The organism is Nocardioides albertanoniae, assembly GCF_006716315.1.
Classification (GTDB): Bacteria; Actinomycetota; Actinomycetes; order Propionibacteriales; family Nocardioidaceae; genus Nocardioides; species Nocardioides albertanoniae.
Window position 1 is genome coordinate 589,383 of record NZ_VFOV01000001.1, and the last position, 23,490, is coordinate 612,872.

The 23,490-nt window shown below is 69.2% G+C and carries 25 protein-coding genes and 1 tRNA gene; 16 read left to right on the top strand and 10 right to left on the bottom strand.

Going from position 1 to position 23,490, the window contains the following annotated elements:
• Positions 1-224: 224 nt before the first annotated feature.
• On the bottom strand, positions 225-866 hold the full coding sequence (upp, locus tag FB381_RS02815; RefSeq protein ID WP_141778884.1) for a uracil phosphoribosyltransferase: 642 nt from the start codon (positions 864-866) through the stop codon (positions 225-227).
• Positions 867-947: 81 nt separating this feature from the next.
• Between upp and FB381_RS02820 the strand changes: the two genes are divergently transcribed.
• The 5 genes from FB381_RS02820 to FB381_RS02840 all read left to right on the top strand — a co-directional run bounded on the left by FB381_RS02820 (position 948) and on the right by FB381_RS02840 (position 3,168).
• Positions 948-1,457 (top strand): tRNA adenosine deaminase-associated protein, encoded by a 510-nt coding sequence (locus FB381_RS02820; RefSeq protein WP_141778885.1) that lies wholly within the window; start codon positions 948-950, stop codon positions 1,455-1,457.
• A gap of 26 nt (positions 1,458-1,483) precedes the next feature.
• Positions 1,484-1,951 carry a nucleoside deaminase gene (locus FB381_RS02825; protein WP_141782572.1) on the top strand — a complete coding sequence of 156 codons (468 nt, stop codon included), beginning with the start codon at positions 1,484-1,486 and terminating at the stop codon, positions 1,949-1,951.
• A 10-nt stretch (positions 1,952-1,961) separates the two neighbouring features.
• A tRNA-Ser gene (locus tag FB381_RS02830) sits at positions 1,962-2,049 on the top strand.
• 112 nt (positions 2,050-2,161) lie between these two features.
• Entirely contained in the window at positions 2,162-2,758 is a 597-nt protein-coding gene (locus tag FB381_RS02835; protein ID WP_141778886.1) for a nucleotidyltransferase domain-containing protein, read from the top strand.
• Positions 2,755-3,168 (top strand): hypothetical protein, encoded by a 414-nt coding sequence (locus FB381_RS02840; protein WP_141778887.1) that lies wholly within the window; start codon positions 2,755-2,757, stop codon positions 3,166-3,168. Before FB381_RS02835 ends, FB381_RS02840 begins: the two co-directional genes overlap by 4 nt.
• Positions 3,169-3,221: 53 nt before the next feature.
• On the opposite strand, the gene FB381_RS02845 is transcribed toward FB381_RS02840, so the two are convergent.
• The 4 genes from FB381_RS02845 to FB381_RS02860 form a co-directional block, all read right to left on the bottom strand.
• Entirely contained in the window at positions 3,222-4,079 is an 858-nt protein-coding gene (locus FB381_RS02845; protein WP_141778888.1) for a fructosamine kinase family protein, read from the bottom strand.
• Positions 4,076-4,537: a low molecular weight protein-tyrosine-phosphatase gene (locus tag FB381_RS02850; protein ID WP_141778889.1), complete on the bottom strand. Its 462-nt coding sequence runs from the start codon at positions 4,535-4,537 to the stop codon at positions 4,076-4,078. The genes FB381_RS02845 and FB381_RS02850 overlap by 4 nt, the downstream gene beginning before the upstream one ends.
• Before the next feature lie 44 nt (positions 4,538-4,581).
• Complete coding sequence (locus FB381_RS02855; RefSeq protein WP_141778890.1) at positions 4,582-4,974, bottom strand: phage holin family protein; 393 nt, start codon at positions 4,972-4,974, stop codon at positions 4,582-4,584.
• A gap of 79 nt (positions 4,975-5,053) precedes the next feature.
• Positions 5,054-5,725, bottom strand: a complete 672-nt coding sequence (locus FB381_RS02860; RefSeq protein WP_170225033.1) for a GntR family transcriptional regulator — start codon at positions 5,723-5,725, stop codon at positions 5,054-5,056.
• Positions 5,726-5,867: 142 nt separating this feature from the next.
• Between FB381_RS02860 and FB381_RS02865 the strand changes: the two genes are divergently transcribed.
• The 5 genes from FB381_RS02865 to FB381_RS02885 all read left to right on the top strand — a co-directional run bounded on the left by FB381_RS02865 (position 5,868) and on the right by FB381_RS02885 (position 10,488).
• Complete coding sequence (locus tag FB381_RS02865) at positions 5,868-6,764, top strand: dimethylarginine dimethylaminohydrolase family protein (protein ID WP_246087931.1); 897 nt, start codon at positions 5,868-5,870, stop codon at positions 6,762-6,764.
• Between the two features lie 11 nt (positions 6,765-6,775).
• Entirely contained in the window at positions 6,776-7,852 is a 1,077-nt protein-coding gene (hisC, locus tag FB381_RS02870) for a histidinol-phosphate transaminase (RefSeq protein ID WP_141778892.1), read from the top strand.
• 163 nt (positions 7,853-8,015) lie between these two features.
• Positions 8,016-8,498 (top strand): hypothetical protein, encoded by a 483-nt coding sequence (locus FB381_RS02875; RefSeq protein WP_141778893.1) that lies wholly within the window; start codon positions 8,016-8,018, stop codon positions 8,496-8,498.
• A 7-nt stretch (positions 8,499-8,505) separates the two neighbouring features.
• Positions 8,506-9,513, top strand: coding sequence for a zinc-binding metallopeptidase family protein (locus FB381_RS02880; RefSeq protein WP_141778894.1), 1,008 nt, complete (start codon positions 8,506-8,508; stop codon positions 9,511-9,513).
• Between the two features lie 9 nt (positions 9,514-9,522).
• Positions 9,523-10,488, top strand: coding sequence for a glutathione S-transferase family protein (locus tag FB381_RS02885; RefSeq protein ID WP_141778895.1), 966 nt, complete (start codon positions 9,523-9,525; stop codon positions 10,486-10,488).
• Between the two features lie 28 nt (positions 10,489-10,516).
• On the opposite strand, the gene FB381_RS02890 is transcribed toward FB381_RS02885, so the two are convergent.
• Positions 10,517-11,122, bottom strand: a complete 606-nt coding sequence (locus FB381_RS02890) for a hypothetical protein (protein ID WP_141778896.1) — start codon at positions 11,120-11,122, stop codon at positions 10,517-10,519.
• Between the two features lie 199 nt (positions 11,123-11,321).
• Here FB381_RS02890 and pdhA point away from each other — a divergent pair, with 199 nt between their 5' ends.
• The 4 genes from pdhA to FB381_RS02910 all read left to right on the top strand — a co-directional run bounded on the left by pdhA (position 11,322) and on the right by FB381_RS02910 (position 16,411).
• Positions 11,322-12,458, top strand: coding sequence for a pyruvate dehydrogenase (acetyl-transferring) E1 component subunit alpha (gene pdhA / locus FB381_RS02895; protein ID WP_170225034.1), 1,137 nt, complete (start codon positions 11,322-11,324; stop codon positions 12,456-12,458).
• Positions 12,455-13,429 carry an alpha-ketoacid dehydrogenase subunit beta gene (locus tag FB381_RS02900; protein WP_141778898.1) on the top strand — a complete coding sequence of 325 codons (975 nt, stop codon included), beginning with the start codon at positions 12,455-12,457 and terminating at the stop codon, positions 13,427-13,429. Before pdhA ends, FB381_RS02900 begins: the two co-directional genes overlap by 4 nt.
• Positions 13,423-14,724: a dihydrolipoamide acetyltransferase family protein gene (locus FB381_RS02905; RefSeq protein ID WP_425465436.1), complete on the top strand. Its 1,302-nt coding sequence runs from the start codon at positions 13,423-13,425 to the stop codon at positions 14,722-14,724. The genes FB381_RS02900 and FB381_RS02905 overlap by 7 nt, the downstream gene beginning before the upstream one ends.
• A 103-nt stretch (positions 14,725-14,827) precedes the next feature.
• Positions 14,828-16,411: a calcium-binding protein gene (locus FB381_RS02910; protein WP_141778899.1), complete on the top strand. Its 1,584-nt coding sequence runs from the start codon at positions 14,828-14,830 to the stop codon at positions 16,409-16,411.
• Positions 16,412-16,475: 64 nt separating this feature from the next.
• Here FB381_RS02910 and FB381_RS02915 read toward each other — a convergent pair whose 3' ends face one another.
• From FB381_RS02915 to FB381_RS02930, 4 genes are all read right to left on the bottom strand, one after another.
• Positions 16,476-18,128: an ABC transporter permease gene (locus FB381_RS02915; RefSeq protein WP_141778900.1), complete on the bottom strand. Its 1,653-nt coding sequence runs from the start codon at positions 18,126-18,128 to the stop codon at positions 16,476-16,478.
• Positions 18,125-19,078, bottom strand: coding sequence for an ABC transporter ATP-binding protein (locus FB381_RS02920; RefSeq protein WP_141778901.1), 954 nt, complete (start codon positions 19,076-19,078; stop codon positions 18,125-18,127). The genes FB381_RS02915 and FB381_RS02920 overlap by 4 nt, the downstream gene beginning before the upstream one ends.
• A gap of 70 nt (positions 19,079-19,148) precedes the next feature.
• Entirely contained in the window at positions 19,149-19,820 is a 672-nt protein-coding gene (locus FB381_RS02925) for a TetR/AcrR family transcriptional regulator (RefSeq protein ID WP_141778902.1), read from the bottom strand.
• Positions 19,821-19,922: 102 nt separating this feature from the next.
• Positions 19,923-21,461: a carboxyl transferase domain-containing protein gene (locus FB381_RS02930; RefSeq protein WP_141778903.1), complete on the bottom strand. Its 1,539-nt coding sequence runs from the start codon at positions 21,459-21,461 to the stop codon at positions 19,923-19,925.
• 105 nt (positions 21,462-21,566) lie between these two features.
• Between FB381_RS02930 and FB381_RS02935 the strand changes: the two genes are divergently transcribed.
• Positions 21,567-22,691: an LLM class flavin-dependent oxidoreductase gene (locus FB381_RS02935; protein ID WP_141778904.1), complete on the top strand. Its 1,125-nt coding sequence runs from the start codon at positions 21,567-21,569 to the stop codon at positions 22,689-22,691.
• Positions 22,692-23,021: 330 nt separating this feature from the next.
• On the top strand, positions 23,022-23,477 hold the full coding sequence (locus FB381_RS02940) for an HNH endonuclease (RefSeq protein WP_246087932.1): 456 nt from the start codon (positions 23,022-23,024) through the stop codon (positions 23,475-23,477).
• Positions 23,478-23,490 lie beyond the last annotated feature (13 nt).

The window sequence follows — 23,490 nt, forward strand, 5'->3', positions numbered from 1 at the left end:
TCGAGACGTCACCCCTGCAGGTCGATGCGTCATCTCTGCAGGTCGAGACGTCAGACGTACGCGTCGAGACGTCGCTCCTGCAGGTCGATGCGTCACTTCTGCAGGCCGAGAGGTCATGGCAATGCCAACTCGACCTGCAGGACTGACTCTTCGAGCTGCAGGAGTGACTTCTCGGCCCGCGGGAGTGACTTCTCGGCCTGCAGGAGTGACTTCTCGGCGAGGGGTCAGTTCGCGACGCCGTAGAGACGGTCGCCGGCGTCGCCGAGACCGGGAACGATGTAGCCCTTCTCGTTGAGCTTCTCGTCGAGAGCCGCGGTGACGAGACGGACGGGGGCGTCGACGCCTTCGAGGGCCTTCTCCAGGACCTCGATGCCCTCGGGAGCGGCCAGGAGAGTGACGGCGGTGATGTCGTCGGCGCCGCGAGCGACCAGGAAGTCGATGGCTGCGGCGAGGGTGCCACCCGTGGCCAACATCGGGTCGACGACGTAGCACTGGCGTCCGGAGAGGTCGGCGGGAAGACGCTCGGCGTAGGTCGTGGCCTCGAGCGTCTCCTCGTTGCGCACCATGCCGAGGAACCCGACCTCGGCGGTCGGCATCAGCCGGATCATGCCGTCGAGCATGCCGAGACCCGCCCGCAGGATGGGCACGATCAGCGGCTGCGGATCGGTGAGGCGTACGCCTTGGGTGGGCGAGACCGGGGTGACGATGTCGACGGTGGCGACGCGCACGCCACGAGTCGCCTCATAGGCAAGCAGCGTGACGAGCTCGTCCGCAAGCCGACGGAAAGTCGATGAATCGGTGTCTTTGTTACGCAGCGTGGTGAGCTTGTGGGCGACAAGCGGGTGGTCCACAACGAGGGTCTCCATGGGCTGAACCCTACGATCGGTTCGCCTTGTGGTCACCAATTCCCCCTAGACCCGGGGCGGTTTCGGTGTCACTCTGGTCGTGTGTCTGATCAGCTGGAGCAGATCGAGGGTGTGGACTTCGCTGTCGCGGTCTATCGCGAGAGCGGCGCTTGGGTCGTGCGCGAGCTCGCTCACGACCTGCTGACCGATGTCGAGACACTGACCCACGCGCTGCACCGGTTCCCCGGCGACGGCGGTGCGATCGCGATGGCTGCCGTCGACGAAGACTTCTTCGTGATCGTCCGGGTCTCCGGCGCGGCCACGAAGGTGCTCCTCTCCGATGTGACCGCCGCCGACGAGTGGGAGATCGCCGCCTCGGCGCTCGACGTGCTCGGTCTGCCGCTGCCCGAAGAGGTCGAGGACGACGACGCCGAACCCGCCGGTGACCTGGGCATTCTCGCCGACTTCGGGATGAGCGCGGTCGACATGGGCATCCTGCTCGACGACATGTACGAGGACGATCTCTACCCCGACGAGACGCTCTCCGAGATCGCCCGGGCGATCGGCTGCGGCGAGGCCTTCGACGACGCCGTCGGCCTCATGCCCGCGTGACCCCGAGCAGCCGCTGGGAGGGTCCGATGCGGGCTGCCCTCGACGAGGGCCGGGCCGCTCTGGCGACCGGTGACGTGCCGATCGGCGCGGTCGTCGTCGACCCCTCCGGCGTCGTGATCGGCACCGGCCGCAACGTACGCGAGGCCGAGGCCGACCCCACCGGGCATGCCGAGGTCGTCGCGCTGCGCGAGGCCGCCAAGGCGCGCGGCGAGTGGCGGCTGGAGGGCTGCACGCTCGTGGTGACCCTCGAGCCGTGCACCATGTGTGCCGGCGCCGCCGTGCTCGCCAGGGTCGAGCGAATCGTCTTCGGCGCCTACGACGACAAGGCCGGTGCGGTCGGTTCCCTGTGGGACGTCGTACGCGACCGCCGGCTCAACCACCGCCCCGAGGTGATCGCCGGGCTGATGGCCGATGAGCAGCGCACGCTGCTGGCCGGCTTCTTCGCCGACCAGCGCAGCGACCCCGATTTCGACGCAGACCCCCCGAGGTTGTAACTTAATCGGCGGTGACGTGTCCGAGCGGCCGATGGTGCAACACTCGAAATGTTGTGTAGGGAGACCTACCGTGGGTTCAAATCCCACCGTCACCGCCAGTGAAGGGCGCTTGATCTGACACCAGGTCAAGCGCCCTTTCTGCATTCCTGTGACGGTGCAGTCGGGTCCATGTGTTAATTATTCTAGACAAGTGTCTGTTATAGTTAACACATGGACCTGTCCTTTCCGTACGCCACTCTGGTGCCGAGCCTTGATGGGCCGGTGCTTCAGGTGCTTGCGCGGTCAGGCAAACCGCTGAGTGGTCGCCAGATCCAACGCATCGCCGAACGGGGCAGCGTCCCCGGGGTCGCACGTGTCCTGGACCGTCTGGTCGACTCCGGACTGGTGGTTGCTGAGCGGACGGGCGCCGCGATCCTCTACAGCGTCAACCGGGACCACCTTGTGTGGCCGGCGGTGGACACGATCATGTCGTTGCGGGAGGACCTGTTCGGCCGTATCGCCGCCACCGTCCGCGATTGGAGGCCGCTGCCGGCTAAGGCTGTCGTCTTCGGGTCCGCTGCGCGCGCTGACGGTGGGCCAGACTCCGACATCGACATCCTGCTCGTCCACGGAGACGACGAACCGTCGTCCTGGGCCGACGAGCAATATGCCCTCGGTCAGCAGATCGCTCGATGGACCGGAAACCATGCCCAGTTCGTGATCGTCGATGAGCGCAGGTGGCAGGACATGATTGCTGAGGGTGATCCGTTGGTTCGGTCTGTCGAGCGCGACGGCGTCGACCTTCTCGCGCTGGTGCCGTCGGCGTGAGCAGGGCCAAGGGTCGACGAGAGCCTTTCAGCAAAGCGCAGGCAACCGCGCGACTGGGCTATGCGCGCAAGTGCTACGAGCTCGGAGTTCTCGGAGGCGAAGAGCCTGAGGACGCGTACGCCGGAAAGGTTGCGGTCACTCTCTACGTGCTCGCTGGGATCGCATCTGCCGACGCCATCTGCGCCGCGAGGGTGGGGGAGCGCTGGCGAGGCGAGGATCATCGCGGTGCGGTGACTCTGCTGGAAGAGGCCGTGCCGAAGGAACAGTTGGGCAAGCTGCTTGCTTCACTGCTCGACATCAAGGACAAGGCGCAGTACTCGCCGGCCCTGATCCGAAGCGCGGAGGAGACCCGCGCACGGCGAGTCAGCGAGCAGCTCATCGCGCACGCCGCGACCGCTCTTAGGGGCTAGCTGCAGTCCATCAATACTGTCCCGATCGTGAACAGCGCTGCTGCCCGCTGACGTCAGAGGTAGCGGCGGGCGACCGTGGCGGCCCGGCTGCCGTAGCCGCCGCCGAACATGGCGGCGTGGACGAGCAGCGGGAAGAGCTGGTGCAGACCGAGGCGGTCCTCCCAGCCTTCGGTGAGCGGGGTGAGGTCCTCGTAGGCGGCCATCATCCGCTCCAGGTGGGGGAGGCCGAAGAGGGCGAGCATGGCCAGGTCGACCTCGCGGTGCCCGGCGTACGCCGCGGGGTCGATGAGCCAGGCCTGGCTGTTCCGGTCCCAGAGCACGTTGCCGTTCCAGAGGTCTCCGTGGAGCAGGGCGGGCGGCTCCTCCGGGATCAGCGCCGGCAGCTTGCCGACGACCTGTTCGACGCTCGCGGCGCCCTCCTCGTCGATGGCGCCCCGGTCACGGGCGGCCCTGAGATAGGGGAGCAGGCGGCGTACGGCATAGAACTCGACCCACGTGTCGGCGGGCTTGTTGGGCATCGGCAGCCGGCCGATGAACCCGTCCTTCTCGGCGCCGAAGTCGGCGACCTGCGTGCGGTGGAGCCCGGCGAGCGCGCGGCCGAGGTCTTCGGCCGACTCGGCGTTGGGGCGGCCGGGCTCGATCCAGCGCAGGACCAGGCAGTCGGTCTCGGCGGCGAGCACCTCGGGCACGTTGACCGACCCCGACTCCTCGAGCCAGCGCAGCCCTCGGACCTCGGCGGCGACGAAGTCGTCACGCGCAGGCGAATGGGCTTTCATCAGGGCCAGCGAGCCGTCGCTGAGCCGGATCTTGGTGGCGGTCGCGATGTCTCCGCCGGCGACCGGGGACGTGCTGACCACCGCCGCGCCGAGCAGCTGCTCGGCGCGACGAGCCACCGCCCGTTGACGGGTCACGAACCAGGCCTCGAAGCGGCCACGGATGTGACGATCCCATCGCTCGTACGCTCCACCATCGCCAGCACCTCCCTGAATCCCTCATCCCCACCGTAATAGGGATCGGGCACGTCACCGGGCCCTTCGGGATCGAAATCACGGAACATCCGCAGGCGGCCCTCGGGCGCCAGGCCCGTCAGGTCGGCCAGGTTGTCGGCGTCCATGGCGAGCACGAGGTCGTACGTCGCGGGGTCGCCGACCGGCCACTGCTTGGCTCGATGGTGGTCGGGGTCATAGCCCGCCTCGCGCAGTGTGGCGGCAGCCCGACGATCCATCGCGTCGCCGGCGTGCCAGCCACCCGTGCCGGCCGAGACCAGCTCGACGTCGTCGAGCCCGGAGCCGTCGAGACGGTCACGCAGCACGACCTCAGCCATGGGGGAACGACAGATGTTGCCCAGGCAGACGACGGCGATCTTCATGGCCCGAGTTTTACATTTTGGCCAAGAATGCGGAGCAGAACGTCTTACTCGTCGCCCTCGGGCCAGACGCGGTCGAGGCCCCAGCCGACGATCGAGATGATGATGCCGCCGAGCACCGCCGCCCAGAACCCGTCGACGTGGAAGCCCACCCCGGTCGGCCCGAGGATCCATGCGGTGAGGCCGAGCATGGCCGCGTTGATGACCAGCAGGAGCAGGCCCAGGGTGAGCACGATGAACGGGAACGCGAGGAACTTGAGGATCGGTTTCACGAACGCCGTCACGATGCCGAGCACGAGGGCGACGATCAGCAGCGGGAGCAGCTTCTGCTTGACCTCGTCCATGCCGCTGGTCGGGCCGTCGAAGGAGATCCCGCCGACGAGCCAGGTCGCCACGGCGAGGGCGATGGCGTTGGTGATGAGCCACGTCACGATGCGCATGCCGGCGAGTCTGGCAGGTGCGGCAACCTCGCGTAAGGGCCCGGGTGGAGGTGTGGCGGGGCTGTTACTCCTCGACCCGCTACTCCTCGAGCCGTAGCGCCTTGCAGATCGAGTGGGCGGCGTCGGAGAGGTGCTTCTCCAGGAACCGCTCGGCATCGTGGATGCGGCCGGCGTCGAGGAGGCGTACGAGGGCGGCGTGGTCTTCGGCCTGGTCGTGCGCGTTGCGGCGGATGCGGTCGACCTGGGCGAGGGCGAGCTTGAGCTCGAGCACCAGCTGCTCCTGCATCGCGACCAGCCGCGGCGACCCGGTGAGGCCGACCAGCGAGAGGTGGAAGGCGAGGTGGCGCTCGTTGAGGTCGCGATAGGTGGCGTCCTCGGAGTGCACCGCCGAGATGTACGCCTCGAGCGAGTCGTGCACCGCCTGGCGGTCGTCGGGCGTGGCGCTCAGCCAGTTGCGTACGCCCGCGCCCTCGAGCACCCAGCGCGAGGCGCAGACGTCGCGCACCGAGTCGGCCTCGGTGGTGGCGACCGCGACCCCTTTGTTGGGGGTGCGGGTGGCGAGGCCTTCGGCGACGAGGATCGTCAGGGCCTCTCGTACGGTCGACCGGCCGACACCCAGTGACTCGGCGAGACCCTGCTCGCGCAGCGGCGTGGCCGACTCGAGCTCGCCTTCGAACACCGCCCGGCGGAGCTCGTCGGCGACGCGGTCGACCGTCGAGGCGGGCTCGTCGAGGGTGAGTGAGTCGAACATGGACCCCATTGTCCTACCTGCGCTGCCTTCCGGTGATGACCGTTCGTGCACTAATCTATCGGTAGAGAATTGTCTGACAATCAGTCAATCAGTCAATCAGGCAATCGGACGTTCTGACGATCAGATCTGAGAGGGGTTTCGAGTGAGCACACTGAGCTGGGGCCGTCACTACCTGATGGCCGAGCCGACGCACTACCGCATCGACTACGCCATCAACCCGTTCATGGACACCGCGATCCAGCCCGACCCGCTCCGCGCCCGCGCGCAGTGGGACACCCTCAGGGCGACCATCGAGGAGCTCGGCGGCCGTGTCGACGTCATCACGCCGCGCGAGGACAGCCCCGACATGGTCTACGCGATGAACCTCGGCTTCGCGGCCACGCTCCCCGACGGCGGGGACAGCCGCCGCCACGTGCTGCTCTCCCACATGCGCTTCCCCGAGCGCCGCAACGAGACCCTCTCCGCGGCCGAGTGGTTCGCCGGCAACGGGTGGGGGATGGCGTACGTCGGCAAGGACGGCATCGGTCCGACCTTCGAGGCGGGCGACGTCTTCCCGTTCGCAGGCCACCTGGTGGCCGGCACCGGCCCGCGCACCGACGAGATGGCGCTCAAGACCCTGGCCGCCGAGATGGGTGTGCGCGTGCTGGGCGTGCGCACCACGCACGCGGCGATGTACCACCTCGACCTCGCGTTCTGCCCGCTCGACGACCGCCGCGCGATCATCTGCCCCGACGCGCTTGCCCCCGAGTCGGCGCAGGCCCTGCTCGACCTGATCCCGGAGCCCCTCGTCATCACCGAGGACGAGGCGCTGACCACCTTCGCCGCCAACTCGATCGTCATCGGCCGCACCGTGGTGATGCCCTCCTGCCCCGACCGCGTCCGCGCGGTCCTCGAGGGCTGGGGCTTCACCATCCGGATCGTCGACATGAGCCAGCTCCACCTCGGCGGCGGGTCGGTCCGCTGCGTCACCAACCCCCTCGACATCGTGATCGGCCGGGACGTCCCTGTCGTTTACGGCGGCGAGGTCATCGCGACCTAGAATCTCACGATATGAGCATCCCACAGCCCCGTCCCAGTGTCGCTGCCATGCCTGCGTACGTCGCGGGCAAGCCGCCGGCCGAGCGGCCGGGTCTGGTGACCTACAAGCTCTCCTCCAACGAGAACCCCTACCCGCCCCTCGACGGGGTCGTGGAGGTCGCGGCCGAGGCGGCGAGGCGGGTCAACCGCTACCCCGACGCCGGCAGCGCCGAGCTCTACGAGGCGCTCTCGGCGAGCTACCAGGTGCCGGTCGAGGAGGTCGCGCTGAGCACCGGCGCGGTGGCGCTGATCTTCCAGCTCGTCTCGGCCTACACCGGCCCTGACGACGAGGTCGTCTTCGCCTGGCGCAGCTTCGAGGCCTACCCGATCGCAGTCCTCGCCGCCGGCGCCACCGCGGTCAAGGTGCCCGTCACGGCCGACGGCCGCCACGACCTCGACGCGATGGCCGACGCCATCACGGAGCGTACGAAGGTCGTCTTCGTCTGCACCCCCAACAACCCCACCGGCACCTCGGTCACCCAGACCGAGCTCGATGCCTTCCTCGCCAAGGTGCCCGAGCACGTGCTGGTCGTGGTCGACGAGGCCTACGCCGAGTTCGTCCGTATGGACGACGCGGTCGACGGCGTCGCCACCTACCGCGGCAGGAGCAACGTGGTCGTGCTGCGCACCTTCTCCAAGGCCTACGGGCTGGCCGGCTTCCGGGTCGGCTATGCCCTCGCGCCCGCGCCGATCGCCGCGACCCTGCGGGCGATGGCGCTGCCGTTCGGCGTCAACGTGGTCGCGCAGGCGGCCGGCGTCGCCTCGCTCGAGCGCCAGGCCGAGCTGCTGGCCCGGGTCGACGACCTCACCGTCGAGCGCGCCCGGGTCGTCGAGGGCGTACGCGCCGCCGGCTGGGACATCCCCGACGCCCAGGGCAACTTCGTGTGGTTCGCACTCGGCTCCGAGGACCGCTGCGCCGAGTTCGCTGCGGCTGCCGACGAGGCGGGCCTGATGGTGCGCCCCTACGCCCCCGAAGGCGTGCGCGTCTCGATCGGCGAGGTCGAGGCCAACACCCGGTTCATCGAACTCCTGGCCTCCCTCCCGCGCTGACCTCGCCTCCCGCAACCGAGGATGGGTCATGCTGGTGTTGACCCGTTCTCGAGCGCGTGGGGTCGTGGCCCGCTATGTTTCCGGCTACCTCACCACCGCCTGACCTCGACGGTCTCGGGCGATGTGGCCCCCGACCCGCAGGAGTGAAAGTACGGTGTTGCTCGTGGACCAAGCGCCGCAGCGGGCGAGCATCGTCACCCGTGGCCGCCGCTGGCGACGCGGAGTTCGCATCTCCGGAGTGCTGGTGGTCGTCGCGGCCCTTGTGGTGCTCTCGCTCTGGCTGCTCGCGCGCAGCTCGACCCCTGCCGAGGTGACCCGCGAGTTCGTGGAGACCACGTCGACCTCGACCCTCTACGACCTCGCCTCCGACAAGGGCGACAAGCTCCTCGACGGCGGTGGTGCGAAGGCACTGATCGACGTCGCCCAGGGCAAGCGCACCTACACCGACCCCAACCCGCACGCGCTGACCCGCACCATCGTCTACGGCGAGCCGGAGGTGGAGGGCGACGTCGCCCGGGTCGACGTCACGATCTCCTACGTCGCAGACGACGGCCCCGTGCCCGACGACTCGATGATCGTCGTGCTCGCCCGTGACGACGACGGCTGGCGCGTCGAGGAGTGGGGCACGGCCGAACGCAGCCGATGATGGGGGCATGAAAGCGTTCACCTGCCAGAAGTGCGGCAACCGGCTCTACTTCGAGAATTCGGCGTGCGTCTCCTGCGGCACCCGGCTGGCCTACTCGCGCGAGGAGCGAGAGATCGTGCCGGTCTCACCCGAGGGCAGCTACGTCGGCAGCGACGGCTCCGTCCGGTGGGTCTGCACCAACACCCTGGTCACCGGGTGCAACTGGCTGGCACGCCGTGAGGGAGGGGTGTGCTTCGCCTGCGAGCTGACCGGGGCCCACCCCGACGACACCGCCCCGGCCTCCGTACGTCAGCAGTATTCCTATGCCGAGCAGGCGAAACGTCACCTGCTGGTGGAGCTCGACGCGCTCGGGCTGGTGGTGCGTACGAAGCGGGAGGATCCTGCCGAGGGCCTGATCTTCGACCTGTTGGCCAGCGACGGGATCGCGACCACCCCCGACGTGGTCATCGGCCATAACCGTGGGGTGATCACCATCGACCTCGCCGAGTCGGACGACGCCTACCGTGAGCACGTCCGGGCGACGCTCGCCGAGCCGTATCGCACCATGCTGGGCCACTTCCGCCACGAGGTCGGCCACTACTTCGAGTGGCAGCTCGTGCGGGGGAGCGAGGTGATGGAGCGGTGCACCGAGGTCTTCGGCGACGAGTCGGTCCCCTACGAGCAGGCACTCAAGCGTCACTACTCCGAGGGTCCGCCGAAGGGCTGGGAGCACCACTACATCTCGACGTACGCCACGATGCACCCGTTCGAGGACTTCGCCGAGACCTGGGCCCACTTCCTGCACATCCACGACACCCTCGGCTCCGCCGCCTCGCACGGGCTCGCCGCTCCGGTGCCGACCGACAAGGCCTTCAGCGAGGTCGTCACCGACGTCTGGGTGCCGCTCTCGGCCGCGCTCAACGTCATCAACCGGTCGATGGGCCATGACGACCTCTACCCGTTCGTCATCCCGCCCGCCGTGCTGGACAAGCTCGACTTCGTCGCCTCCTTGGTTCAGGATTCAACGACACCGTAGGCTGATCTCATGGGGAAGCACGCGAAGTACGTCGAGCCCGGCAGCGAGTTCAACCGCGACATGAACTACATCCCCGACCGGATCACCGCGGGCGCCCGCACGCCCGAGTTCGGGCCCACCGACGTGCCGCTGTGGCCCGTCGAGCCGGGTCGCTACCGGCTGGTCGCGGCCGCCGCCTGCCCGTGGGCCAACCGGGCGATCATCGTGCGCAACCTCCTCGGGCTGCAGGACGTCATCTCCCTCGGTCTCGCCGGCCCGACCCACGACGCCCGGTCGTGGACCTTCGACCTCGACCCCGGCGGTGTCGACCCGGTGCTCGGGATCGAGCGGCTGCAGCAGGCCTACCTCGCCCGCTATCCCGACTACCCGCGCGGCATCACAGTGCCGGCGATCGTCGAGGAGGCCAGCGGCAAGGTCGTGACCAACGACTTCCCGTGGATCACCCACGACTTCTTCCACGAGTGGAGCGACTTCTTCGCCGACGACGCCCCCGACCTGTGGCCTCGCGAGCTCCGCGCGGAGATGGACGAGGTGAACAAGCGGGTCTTCACCGAGGTCAACAACGGTGTCTACCGCTGTGGCTTCGCCGGGTCGCAGGAGGCGTACGACGCTGCCTATGACCGCCTCTTCACGGCTCTCGACTGGCTCGAGGAGCGGCTGACCTCACAGCGTTATCTCGTCGGTGACCAGTTGACCGAGTCCGACATCCGGCTGTTCACGACGCTGGCCCGCTTCGACGCGGTCTACCACGGTCACTTCAAGTGCAACCGGCAGAAGCTCGTCGAGCTCCCCGCGCTGTGGGGCTACGCTCGCGACCTCTACCAGACCCCGGGGATCGGCGAGACGCTCGACTTCGGGCAGATCAAGGACCACTACTACAAGGTCCACACCGATCTGAACCCCACGCAGATCGTGCCCGCCGGGCCCGACCTCTCCGGCTGGGACGAACCGCACGGGCGCGACTCGCTCGGCTAGCCGACCCGAGTCGCCAGGGTCACCGCGGTCACCTGGCCGGGTAGCCCTGCCTGGACGCCTTGCGCTGCGCCGTGACGGCGTTGACGTAGGCGTTGGTCGGCGACATCCACAGCAGCACCAGGATCGCGATCACCAGCAGGAGCTGCGCGACGGTGACCACCACGCTGCCGGCCGACGTCGGGACCGAGACGTCGCCGAACGTCGAGCTGCCGGCGAGGTTGCCCAGGCTCGAGAGGCTGGAGATCAGCGAGAGCGAGCCGAAGACGGTGGCGGTGATGCGGGCCCAGTTGCGTCCCTTGCCGTTCATGATCGCCATCCAGATCCACAGACCGAGGCTGATCACCCCGAAGACCACCCCGCCGATCTGGACGATCGAGACGATCACGTCGGCCATGTTCTCCGCCTCGAAGACGGAGGGGTCGTACGTCGGCTGCTTCTCCATCTCCGTGACGATCAGCTTCTTCATCTCGGCCATGTCGGTGGTGAGGAGCACGATGGTCGAGACGACGTCGAGCAGGGCCCCGATCCACATGCCGATGACGGCGTACGTCAACGTCTTGGGTCGCTCGACGGGCGCCATCGGCGGCGCGGCCGGGGCGGGGTAGGGCTGCTGGTAGCCGTACTGATCGGACATCTGTGCCTCCTGACAGGTGCGGCGACTCTAGCGACGGCTCCGTCCGGGCACCACCCGAAATGCCCGTGAGCCTCGGCGTTCTCGAGCACGGGCTTTCCTGGGGGCGAGTACCGTTTGGGTGAGCCGATGTGTCACGGATCACAAGTCCGTGATCGGTGCAGCCAGCGGTGGCAACCCCACCCCGTGTGAAGGAAGCGTGATGACTGAATTCCTGACTCCGAGTCCCAGCCACCCAGACATGGTGCAGCTGTTGAACCCCGAGGGTGAGCGGGTCTCCCACCCCGACTACGAGTTCTCGCCCGACCGGCCCGAGGACGAGGCCGTACGCGGCTTCTACCGCGACATGGTGCTGACCCGTCGCCTCGACGTCGAGGCCACCGCGCTGCAGCGCCACGGCGAGCTGGGCCTGTGGGCGCAGCTGCTGGGCCAGGAGGCGGCGCAGATCGGCGCGGCCCGCGCGCTCGCGCCCCAGGACTTCGTCTTCCCGACCTACCGCGAGCACGGCGTCGCCTGGTGCCGCGATGTCGACCCGATGCAGCTGCTCGGACTCTTCCGGGGCACCGACCAGGGCGGCTGGGACCCCGCCGAGCACAACTTCGGGCTCTACACGATCGTCATCGGCGCCCAGACGCTGCACGCGACCGGCTATGCGATGGGCGTGCAGATGGACGGCCTCGTCGGCACCGGCGACCCGACCCGCGACACCGCGGTGGTGGCCCACTTCGGCGACGGCGCTTCCTCGCAGGGCGACGTCAACGAGGCGATGGTCTTCGCCGCCACCTACAACGCCCCGGTCGTCTTCTTCTGCCAGAACAACCAGTGGGCGATCTCCGAGCCGGTCGACCAGATGGTGAAGGTGCCGCTCTACAAGCGTGCTCAGGGCTTCGGTTTCCCAGGAGTGCGGGTGGACGGCAACGACGTGCTGGCGACCTACGAGGTGATGAAGGCCGCGCTCAAGCGGGCTCACGAAGGCGGTGGGCCCACCATGATCGAGGCCTTCACCTACCGGATGGGTGCCCACACGACCACCGACGACCCGACCCGCTACCGGGTCTCCGACGAGGTCGAGGCGTGGAAGCTGAAGGACCCGATCGCCCGCGTGGAGGCCTACCTGCGCCGCGGTGGTGGCGCCTCGTCGTCGTTCTTCTCCAAGGTCGAGGCCGAGGCCGACGAGCTCGGCGAACGCTTGCGGGCCGGCATCCATGCGTTGCCCGAGCCCGATCCGGTCGCGCTCTTCGACAACGTCTACTCCGAGCTGCCGCCAGAGCTGCGGGAGCAGCGCGACGGCTACGCGGCCTACCACGCCTCCTTCGATCTCGAGGGGGCCTCGCGATGAAGATGACACTGGCGAAGGCGCTCAACGCCGGGTTGCGGCGGGCGATGGAGGACGACCCGAAGGTCGTCCTGATGGGGGAGGACATCGGCCGGCTCGGCGGTGTCTTCCGGATCACCGACGGGCTGCAGAAGGACTTCGGCGAGGCCCGGGTGGTCGACACGCCGCTGGCCGAGTCGGGCATCGTCGGCACGGCGGTCGGGCTCGCGCTGCGGGGCTATCGGCCGGTCGTCGAGATCCAGTTCGACGGGTTCGTCTACCCGGCCTACGACCAGATCGTCTCGCAGGTGGCGAAGTTCCACTACCGCTCCGGCGGCAGGGTCGCGATGCCGATGGTCGTCCGGATCCCGTTCGGCGGCGGCATCGGGGCGGTCGAGCACCACAGCGAGTCACCGGAGGCGCAGTTCGCGCACACGCCGGGTCTCAAGGTCGTGGCCTGCTCCGACCCGCTCGACGCCTACTGGATGATCCAGCAGGCGATCGCCCACCCCGACCCGGTGATCTTCCTGGAGCCGAAGCGGCTCTACCACTCGACCAAGGCCGAGGTCGACGTCGACGCCGCTCCTGCCCCGCTGTTCGAGTCGCGGGTCGTGCGCGCGGGCACCGACGTGACCGTGCTGGCCTACGGGCCGACCGTGAAGACGGCCCTGACCGCCGCCGAGGCGGCCGCGGGGGAGGGCAAGTCGCTCGAGGTGATCGACCTGCGCACGCTCTCGCCGCTCGACATGGCGCCGGTCTTCGAGTCGGTGCGGCGTACGGGGCGGGCGGTCGTCGTCCACGAGGCCCAGGTCAACCTCGGTCTCGGCGCGGAGGTCGCCGCCCGCGTCGCCGAGCAGTGCTTCCACTCGCTGGAGGCGCCGGTGCTCCGTGTCGGCGGGTTCGACACCCCCTACCCGCCGGCACGGGCCGAGGAGTTCTTCCTCCCCGACCTCGACCGTGTGCTGGATGCCGTCGACAGGAGCCTGGCGTGGTGAACGAGTTCAAGCTGCCCGACGTCGGCGAGGGCCTGACCGAGGCCGAGATCGTCGAGTGGCACGTCGCCGTCGGCGACGTCATCAAGGTCAACGACCCCGTCTGCGACATCGAGACCGCCAAGTCGGTCGTCGAGCTGCCCTCTCCCTATGCCGGTGTCGTCCAGGAGCTCCTGGTCGAGGTCGGCGACGAGGTCCAGGTCGGCACCCCGATCATCCGCATCGGCGACTCCGTCGAAGCCTCACCCCCTCAGGCCGAAGCGTCACCCCCGCAGGCCGAGAAGTCAGATCTGCAGGTCGAAGCGTCACCGCCAGAGCCGGAGGAGGCCGAAGGGCCGCTCAACCTGGTCGGCTACGGGTCCAAGGAAGACGCAGTCGTACGCCGCACCCGATCCGTCTCCGCACAGGTCGCGGGCACCACGACGGGCAACGGGGTGCTGGCCAAGCCGAGCGCGCGGAAGCTGGCGCGCGACCTCGACGTCGACCTGGCCACGGTCACCCCGGAGCGTACGGACGGCGTGATCACCACGGCCGACCTCGGCCGCGCCGGGACCGAGACGACCAGCGGGACCGAGACGACCAGCGGGGCCGGCGAGCGTCGCGAGCCGATCAAGGGCCTGCGCAAGCAGATGGGCCAGGCGATGGTCGACTCGGCGTTCACGCTGCCGCACGTCACCATCTGGACGACGACCGACGTCACCGCGACCACCGACCTGGTGGGCCGGCTCAAGGCGCGACGCGAGTTCGCCGACGTACGCGTCTCGCCGCTGCTGATCGTGGCGAAGGCGTGCCTGCTGGCGATGCGGCGCACCCCGATCGTCAACTCCTGGTGGGACGAGGCCGCCCAGGAGATCGTGTTCAAGGACTACGTCAATCTCGGCATCGCCGCGGCGACGCCGCGCGGGCTGCAGGTGCCGAACGTCAAGGGGGCCGAGCGGATGTCGCTGGCCGAGCTCGGCGGTGCGATCAACGAGCTGACCGATGTCGCGCGCACCGGCAAGACCCCGCCTGCCGACCAGGCCGGAGGGACGTTCACGATCACCAACATCGGGCCGTTCGGCATCGACGGCGGCGCGCCCATCATCAACCCGGGCGAGTCCGCGATCCTCAGCGTCGGTGCGATCAAGCGTCAGCCGTGGGTCGTCGGGGAAGGCGACGACGAACGCATCGAGCCGCGCGACGTCTGCACCGTCGCGCTCAGCTTCGACCACCGCCACATCGACGGCGAGGCCGGCTCGCGCTATCTCTCCGACGTGGGTGCCGTCCTCTCGGACCCGAGCACCGCTCTGATGTTCTGATGTTCTGAGTCGACATTCGCCGTTCGCTACCCGGAGGGGCATCGATTCTGCAATGATCCTGCGGCCCGCGCTGACGCGGGCCTGAGATCTTCTGGAGGCAGGAATGGTGCTCCTCACGGGGCGCACGCTGCTCGCCGGGATCGTCGCGCTGGCCGCCTCGGCGACCATGCTCGCGGCGAGTCCCGCGAGCGCGGCGACGACTTCGACCGGCGTACGGTGCACGATCGTCGGTACGTCCGGTGGTGATGTCCTGAAGGGCACGTCACGGCGCGACGTCATCTGCGGACGCGGCGGCAGCGACATCATCTACGCCAGGGGCGGCGACGATCTCATCGATGCCGGATCCGGTGGGGATCACGTCTACGCCGGCTACGGCGCCGACAAGGTGCTCGCCGGGAGCGGCGAGGACCGGATCCACGGTGGTGGCGGCACGGACAGCCTCTACGGGGGCACCGGCCAGGACCACATCTGGGGTGAGGACGGCGGTGACGTCATCTCCGGTGGCGATCACCTCGACGTGATCTCCGGCGGGGCAGGGGCCGACCGCATCTACGGCGGCGCTGCCGGCGACACCATCTATGGCGGCACAGGCGCAGACGCCGTCTCCGGAGGCACCGGAGCCGACTCGGTCAGCGGAGGCGACGGCAACGACAAGCTCGCGGGCGGCGACGGCAACGACCGGCTCTCCGGCGGCTACGGCGACGACCGTCTCCACGGGAACGACAACCGCGACACCATCAGCGGCGGCCCGGGCCAGGACCTGCTCTGGGGCGAGAGCAGCAACGACATCCTCAACGGCGACAGCGGCAACGACAAGCTCGCGGGCGGATCAGGGGTGGACGAGGTCCACGGCAACGGGGGCACCAACACCTGCTACTACGACGTCTACGACTACCTCTACGGCTGCTTCCGCGACACCAAGGCACCGGTGATCGTCTCGGCCTCCCTGTCTCCGACGGCGGTCGACTCGGACTCTGGCGACACGTTGGTCCGGGTGCGGGTTCACGTGAAAGACGACCTTCGCGTCTCCCGGGTTCAGGGATGGGTCACCGGCCTCGCCGACGACAACCCGGCGCAGCTCTACACCAGCTTCATGCCGATGGTCTCCGGTGGTATCCGCGACGGCTGGTGGCAGGGCTACGTCACCGTGCCCCGGTGGACACCCGGCGGCAAGCTCTCCCTCCAGGCCATCGCGTCGGACACCGCCGGCCGTGAGACCGAGAAGGTCGCCGCCTCGATGCAGGTGACCAGCACCAACCCGGACGAGGCGCCGCCGGTGGTGCGGCTCAAGAGCCTGAGCGCGACGTCCGTCGACGTACGCACCGGTGCGAAGACCATCAAGGCGGTGCTGACGGTGACCGACCGGATCGGGGTGACCGAGATGAACGGGTTGGACTCCCTGAGCGTGTGCTTCGGCCGCACGATGCACGGCGACTTCATCTGTGGGGCCGACCCGGTGCGTACGGCCGGCACCATCTATGCCGGTGAGTGGACGGTGAGCCTGACGGTCCCGAAGGGCACCCCGACCGGGGCGTACGACCTCCAGGTCTATGCGGCAGACCGCATCTCGGTCACCGAGGACTACTACGGCCCGCACCTCTACCAGGAGTGGGTCGACACCTATCCGAGCTCGGTGCGGCCGGAGCAGGAGCTGCCGGGCGCGACCTTCAAGGTCACCGGGTCCTGACGGCAGAGGCTGGACGTGGGAGCTCCGGAGTCACCGAGTGACTCCGGAGCTCCCACGTGCCACGTCACCCGTGGATGTCTCTGCGCCGGAAGCCGACCAGGGCTGCCAGGAGCAGCGCCACGGCCACTCCGAGCAGGCCGAGGGTGTGGCTGGCGGGCATGGTCTCCGAGAGGGTGTTCTTGACCCACCAGAACGGTGAGATGCCACGCAGCCAGTCGGGCAGGTCGAGCATGTCGGCGAACATCAGCACCAGGAACATCCAGCCGAACAGCGCCCAGGCGGCCCCGGAAGCCCGCGGGACCCAGGAGTAGACGGCCACCGTGAACCCGAGCACGACCAGGATGGCGGGGGCGTACGCCAGCGCCAGACCGGTGAAGTCACCGAACGTGATCGAGTCGAGGCCCGCGGCGAAGCCGCCGAGCGCCATCGCCCAGATGCCGCTGAAGAGGACCACCATCGAGCCGATGGCGACCACCAGCAGGTTGGCGAGCAGCCATCGGGTGCGCGCCACCGGCTTCGCGAGCACCAGCGCCGCCCGGGTGGCATCCTCCTCGGCCTTCGCACGCAGCATCATCACGACGGCGAAAGCGCCGGCGCCGAGAGCCGAATAGGCCGCGATGAACGCCGCGAAGACCTTCACCATCTCGTCGCCCGAGCCCTTGAGCAGCTGGTCGTAGAGCGGGTTGTCGCCCACGGCCTCGAGCATGTTGGGCACCTCGGTCAGGATCGTGCCGGTGGCGAACCACATCAGCGCGAGCCCCACCGCGGTCCAGGCGAGGGCGCTCCACTGCCGCACCCAGGCGAGGGAGACCGGGCCGTTCAGGTAGGCCGGGGCGTCGGCCCGCCCGCTGCGCACCTTCACCATCCCGGCGCCGAAGTCGCGGTGGGAGCCGAGGACGGCGGCGACCACGAGCAGCGCCAGCGCGACGACCACGGCGATGCCGAGCGGCCAGATCCGGGTGTCGACGAAGACGCGGGTCTGGTGCACCCAGGCGATGGGGGAGAGCCACGACAGCGCGCTGCCGTGCGGCTCCTGGATGTCGCCGATGACGCGGGCGACGTAGGTGACGCCGAGCACGCCGAAGGCCATGCCCAGCGCCCCGCCGCTGCTCTCCGAGACCTGCGAGGTGACCAGCGCGACCGCTCCGTAGACCAGTGCCGCGAGCGCGATCCCGAAGGCCATCACCGCCGAGTCGACCGGGTCGAGCCCGACGCCCACCAGCGCGAGGGTGCTGGCGGTTGCGACGAGCGCGTTGGTCAGGAGCACCTCGACGATGACCGCGACCGACGGCGCGTGCCGCCCGAGGACGCCGGCGCGCATCAGCTCGGAGCGGCCGGACTCCTCCTCGGCGCGGGTGTGCCGTACGACCTGCAGGATCGTCATCGCCGCCAGCGCGATCGTCACCCAGAGGATGAGCTCGTTGGCCGCCGCGGGCCCGCGACGGTAGTCGTCGAGGCCGTATCCGGGACCGCCCATGGCGATCATCGCGGGGCTGCTCAGCGTCGCCGCCCGGCCCGCCCGCGCCTGCGGGTCGTCGTCGAGCACGGCGTACTCACCGCCCGGCGCGAGCGAGGCGAGGTAGAGCAGCGCGATCACGACGGTCCACACCGCGATCCGGATCCGGTCGCGCCGGAGCATGAACCAGATCAGGTGGCCGCTGCCCGTGAAGTCCGCGAGGGCCGTACGCCGCGGTGCGACCGTTGCCACCGCACTCATCGCTTGCTCTCCTCGAGGTCGGCGGCCGGCTCGATGACGTCGCCGTAGTGGCGCATGAAGAGCTCCTCGAGCGAGGGCGGGGTGATGGTGAGGCCGTGGACGTCGAGGTCGGTCAGGGTCTTCATGACCTCGCCGACCGCGCTGTTGTCCACGTCGAAAGCGACCCGGGTGCCGGCGCCGTTCTTGCTGGTCACCAGGTCGTTGACGGCCTGCAGGCCGCTCAGCGCGGCGGGGTCGCCGCCGACGGTGGCGACGACGGAGGAGCGGGTCAGGTGGCGCAGCTCGTCGAGCGTGCCGGACTCGACGGCGACGCCGGCACGGATGATCGTGACGGTGTCGCAGACCTTCTCGACCTCGCTGAGGATGTGGCTGGAGAGCAGCACGGAGGAGCCCGCCGCCTTCGCCTCTCGGGCGTACTCGGTGAAGACCGCCTCCATCAGCGGGTCGAGGCCGGAGGTCGGCTCGTCGAAGATGTAGAGGTCGGACTCGTCGAGGAAGGCAGCGACCAGGGCGACCTTCTGCCGGTTGCCCTTGGAGTAGGTGCGCGCCTTCTTGGTCGGGTCGAGGTCGAACCGCTCCAGCAGCTCGGCCTTGCGGGCCTTGCGACGCGTCTTGTCACCCGTGGGCTTGAGCCGGGTGAGGTAGTCGATGCACTCGCCACCGGACAGGTTGGGCCACAGGTTGACGTCACCGGGGACGTACGAGATCCGCTTGTGCAGCGCGACCGCGTCACGCCAGACGTCGCCGCCGAAGAGGCGAGCGGTGCCGGCGTCGGCGCGCAGCAGGCCGAGCAGGATCTTGATGGTGGTCGACTTGCCGGCGCCGTTGGGGCCGAGGAAGCCGGCCACCTGGCCGGGCTGGACGGTCAGGTCGAGGCCGTCGAGGGCCTTGAACGAACCGAAGGACTTGTGCAGACCCGCGATCTCGACCGCGGGGATGTTGTCGGACATGAGAGCTCTCTTCCACGTTTGGGGATCAGGAGGACGTACGCCGACGGGGCTGGTCGTGATTCAGCTGTGCTCAATCGACCGAGGGCTCCGTCGGGGCCTCCTGCGGCGGGTCCGGGACGTAGAGCAGGTATTCGTCGAGCATGCGCCGGGTGGTGAAGACGCCTTGGGTGTAGAGCTCGATCATCGGGAGGTAGCTCGTCTCCAAGAAGCTGCGCACCATGCCGCTGATGTCGCTGGGATCCTTGGGCGGGTTGAGGGTGAGCTCGAGCATGAGCGAGCCGAGGGCGGAGAGGACCAGGTAGCGGGACCTGGCCGTCTCGTCGCGGCTGGGTTTGATCAGGCCGGCCTCGACGCCGTGCTTGGTGTAGCCGACCGCGTCATCGATCATCTGCTCGATGAAGGTGCGACCGACCGGGCCACCGTCCTGCAGCGAGCGGAGCACGTAGCCGAGCATCGGTGCGTACTCGTCGGCGGCGGCGAACCGGTGCAGGATGCCCTGCCCGGAAGCCACCTCGTCGATCGTCGCGTTCTTCGTCGCCCGGATCTCGGCGAGCACCTGCTCGTCGCACTCGGCGTGGAGTTCGTCCTTGGAGCCGAAGTGGTGGATCACCAGCGCGGGGCTGACCCCGGCGTCGGTCGCGATCGACCGCACCGAGGCGCCGAACCCGTCCCGAGCGAACCGCAGCACCGCCGCGTCGCGGATCCGTTCGCGGGTGGTCGGGTCGGGCTGGGTTGAACGCATGTTTAATGCTAAACACGTGTTCAATCGAAACGCAAGAGGTGAGTGGGTCCGGGCGCGGCAGAATCCCGCCGTGGCGGGAAGATCAGGCCTGGTGGCGCAGAATCAGCCGGCGTAGCGCGCGGCTCGCGCTGTCGGGTCTCCGGGTCCGGCGGCCAGCAGCGCCAGCAGCTCGTCCTCGAGGGCCTCGCCGACGCGGCGGCAGAACGCCTCGAGCTCGTCGGCGGCGTCAGGAGTCTCGGGGACGATGCGGTCGACGACCCCGATCTGCTGGAGGTTGACCGCCAGCACCTGCTGGGCCTCGGCCATCTCGGCGGCGTGATCGGCGTTGCCGTGGACGATCGCCGAGGCGCCTTCCGGCGGCAGCGGAGAGAGCCAGGCGTGCTGTGCCGCGACCACCCGGTCGGCGGGGAGGAACGCGAGCGCGCCGCCGCCGTTGCCCTCGCCGAGCATCAGGCTGAGCGTGGGGGTCTCGAGGTTGACGAGCGCTCCCAACGTACGCGCGATCTCGCCGGCGATCCCGCCGTTCTCCGCCTCCGCGGACAGTGCTGCGCCGGGGGTGTCGATGACGGTGACGACGGGGAGCCCGAGCCCGGCGGCGAGCTTCATGCCGCGCTGTGCCTCGCGCAGACCTTCGGGGCCGAGCGGTTGATGGGCCTGCTCGCGGCGGTCCTGGGCGAGCACGAGACACGGGGCCGACCCGAACCGTGCCAGCGCGATGATCAGGCCCGGGTCGCGCTCGCCCTGCCCGGTGCCGTTGAGGGGTACGACGTCGGACGCCGCGATCCGTAGCAGCGCCCGCGCTCCGGGCCGGTCGATGCGCCGGGAGCGAGTGATCGCATCCCAGGTGTCGACCTCCGCCGAGGCGTCACTTCTGCAGGACGAGTCGTCAGCAGGTGACCCCTCGGCCTGCAGGGGCGACTTCTCGACCGGCGTACGTGACTCCTCGGCCTGCAGGGGTGACTTCTCGGCTGGGCGGAGGTCGAGGATGGCGAGCACGCGGTCGACGAGGCCGGCGAGCTCGTCGGGAGGTACGACGCCGTCGACGAGGCCGTGGGCGAAGAGGTTCTCCGATACCTGTACGCCCGACGGGAAGGGTCGCCCGTTGAGCACCTCGTAGACCTTGGGGCCCAGGAAGCCCAGCAGCGCCTCGGGCTCGGCGACGGTGACGTGTCCCAACGATCCCCACGAGGCCATCACCCCGCCGGTGGTGGGGTGGCGCAGGTAGACGAGGTAGGGGAGCCCGGCTTCCTTGTGGCGGGTGACGGCCTCGGCGATGCGCACCATCTGCACGAACGCCGGCGTGCCTTCCTGCATCCGGGTGCCGCCCGAGGCCGGCCCGGCCATCAGTGGGAGCCCCTCGGCGGTGGCCCGCTCGATGGCCGCGATCAGCCGATCGGCCGAGGCGCGACCGATCGACCCGGCCAGGAACTTGAACTCGGAGAGCACCACGGCCACCCGCCGACCGGCGATGCGGGCCTCCCCGGTCGCCACCGACTCGTCCGTGCCCGCGCGCTCGCGCGCGCGAGCCAGGTCGGCGGCGTACGCCTCGGAGATGTCGCCGTAGGAGGGTGCGGTGTCCCACGGGCTCCAGGTGCCCGGGTCGAGGACGAGGTCGATCAGCTCAGCGGAGGTCAGGCCCATGGATCGGACGATACCTACGGATTGGACCACTGGCCGGACCTGTCCGGGGGAGCCGCCAGTAGACGATAGTCTATTAATTAAGTCAACAATATTTAGGAGTCTGGAATGAGCGCGCAGACCACCCCCGAGCTCCTCTGGTATCTGCCCAACTTCGTCGAGACCGGTCACCGCGGCGACACCGCGTCGGCGGAGGAGGGCTACGGCACCCTCGACTATCAGGTCGGGCTGGCCGAAGCGGTCGAGGACGCCGGCTGGTCGGGTGCGTTGCTGGGCACGAGCTGGGGGAGGCCCGACACGTTCACCGTGGCGACGGCGCTCGCGGCACGCACGACGAGGTTCGAGCCGCTCATCGCGATCCGGCCCGGCTTCTGGCGCCCGGCGAACTTCGCCACCGCGGCCGCCACCCTCGACCAGCTCAGCAAAGGGCGGGTGCGGGTCAACATCGTCTCGGGCCAGGACGACCTCGCTGCCTACGGTGACCGTGAGGACTCGCGCGAGGCCCGCTATGCACGCACCAAGGAGTTCATGCGGCTGGTGCGGCGGTTGTGGACCGAGGAGTCCGTCACGGCCGACGGCGACCACTTCCGGGTCGCCGGCTCCACGGTCACCCCGAGGCCGTACGCACTCCCGGGCCGTCCTCGCCCCAGGCTCTACTTCGGCGGCGCCTCGCCGGAGGCCGAGGCGGTGGCCGCGACGGAGGCCGACGTGCAGCTCTTCTGGGGCGAGCCGTTGGACGGCGTCGGCGAGCGGATCGAGCGTCTGCGCGGGCTGGAGCGGTCGCTCGAGCGTGACCTGGCGCCGCTCGAGTTCGGGCTGCGGATCACCACGCTGGTCCGAGGCACCCGCGAGGAGGCTTGGCGTGACGCCGAGGAGAAGGTGCGTCAGATGGCCGACTCGGTCGGCGATCGCGAGTTCCGGGCCGGTCGGGCTGCCGTCGGTCAGAACCGTCTCCTCGACCTCGCCGACCGCGGCGAGGTGCTCGACGAGTGCCTCTACACCGCTCCCGGAAGGTATGGCGGTGGCGGCGCCGGCACGACCTGGCTGGTCGGCTCGGCCGACGATGTCGCCGGGGCGCTGAAGCGCTACCAGGACCTCGGTGTGACCCACTTCGTGCTCTCGGACACGCCCTACCGGACCGAGGTCGACCGGGTCGGCAAGGCACTGATCCCGCGTCTGCGGCCTGGCGTGACGGACGCGCTAACTGGCTCAAACGCGACGAGTCGAACGTAGTTAACCGGAAAGACACGCTCCTGACCTGCGAAAACCATTGGTAGCTGGAGGGTGTTCGTCCTATTCTGGGTAGCGCCCGGTTCGCGCTGGGCATATCCCAGTCAGCCCGAACGAAGGCACCAGTCATGATCACGCAGCACTCGACCACCGCTCCGGCGGCGTGGTCGTTGACCGCTGCGCACGAGCGTGACCCTCATGCTCGCGGGAGTCGACAGTGACCTGGGTGCATAGCCGCACCGGATCGCGCCGGGCCGCTCCTGCGAGACATGTCTGTCTCGCTGGGGCGGCCTTTTTGTTTCCTTCTGTCCGGCTCCTAGGAGGCAGTCGAGCATGAACACGACCGTGGGCGCGGTGACGCTCTACAACGCCTCCTTCGAGCCGCTCGGGCGGGTCTCGTTCAAGCATGCCGTGCGGATGCTGTTCCGCGAGGTGGCGGTGGTGCACGAGCAGCAGGGCGACAAGATGATCGGGCCGCACCCCTGGCCCCGGGCCGTGCGGCTGGTCCGCTACGTCGCCATGCACTGGATGTATCGGCCCGCCGGCTACTCCCGCGAGGGAGTGCTGAAGCGCGAGCACCACCGGTGCGCCTACTGCGGCGGCCACGCTCGCACCATCGACCACCTGCTTCCACAGTCGCGCGGCGGCAGGTGGACATGGATGAACACCGTCGCGGCCTGCGGCACGTGCAACGGCCGCAAGGGCAACCGCACGCCGGAGGAGGCGCACATGATGCTGCGGATCGAGCCGTACGTGCCCACCCGTGCACAGCTCGCCGCCATCGCCTGAGGGCTCGATGTCA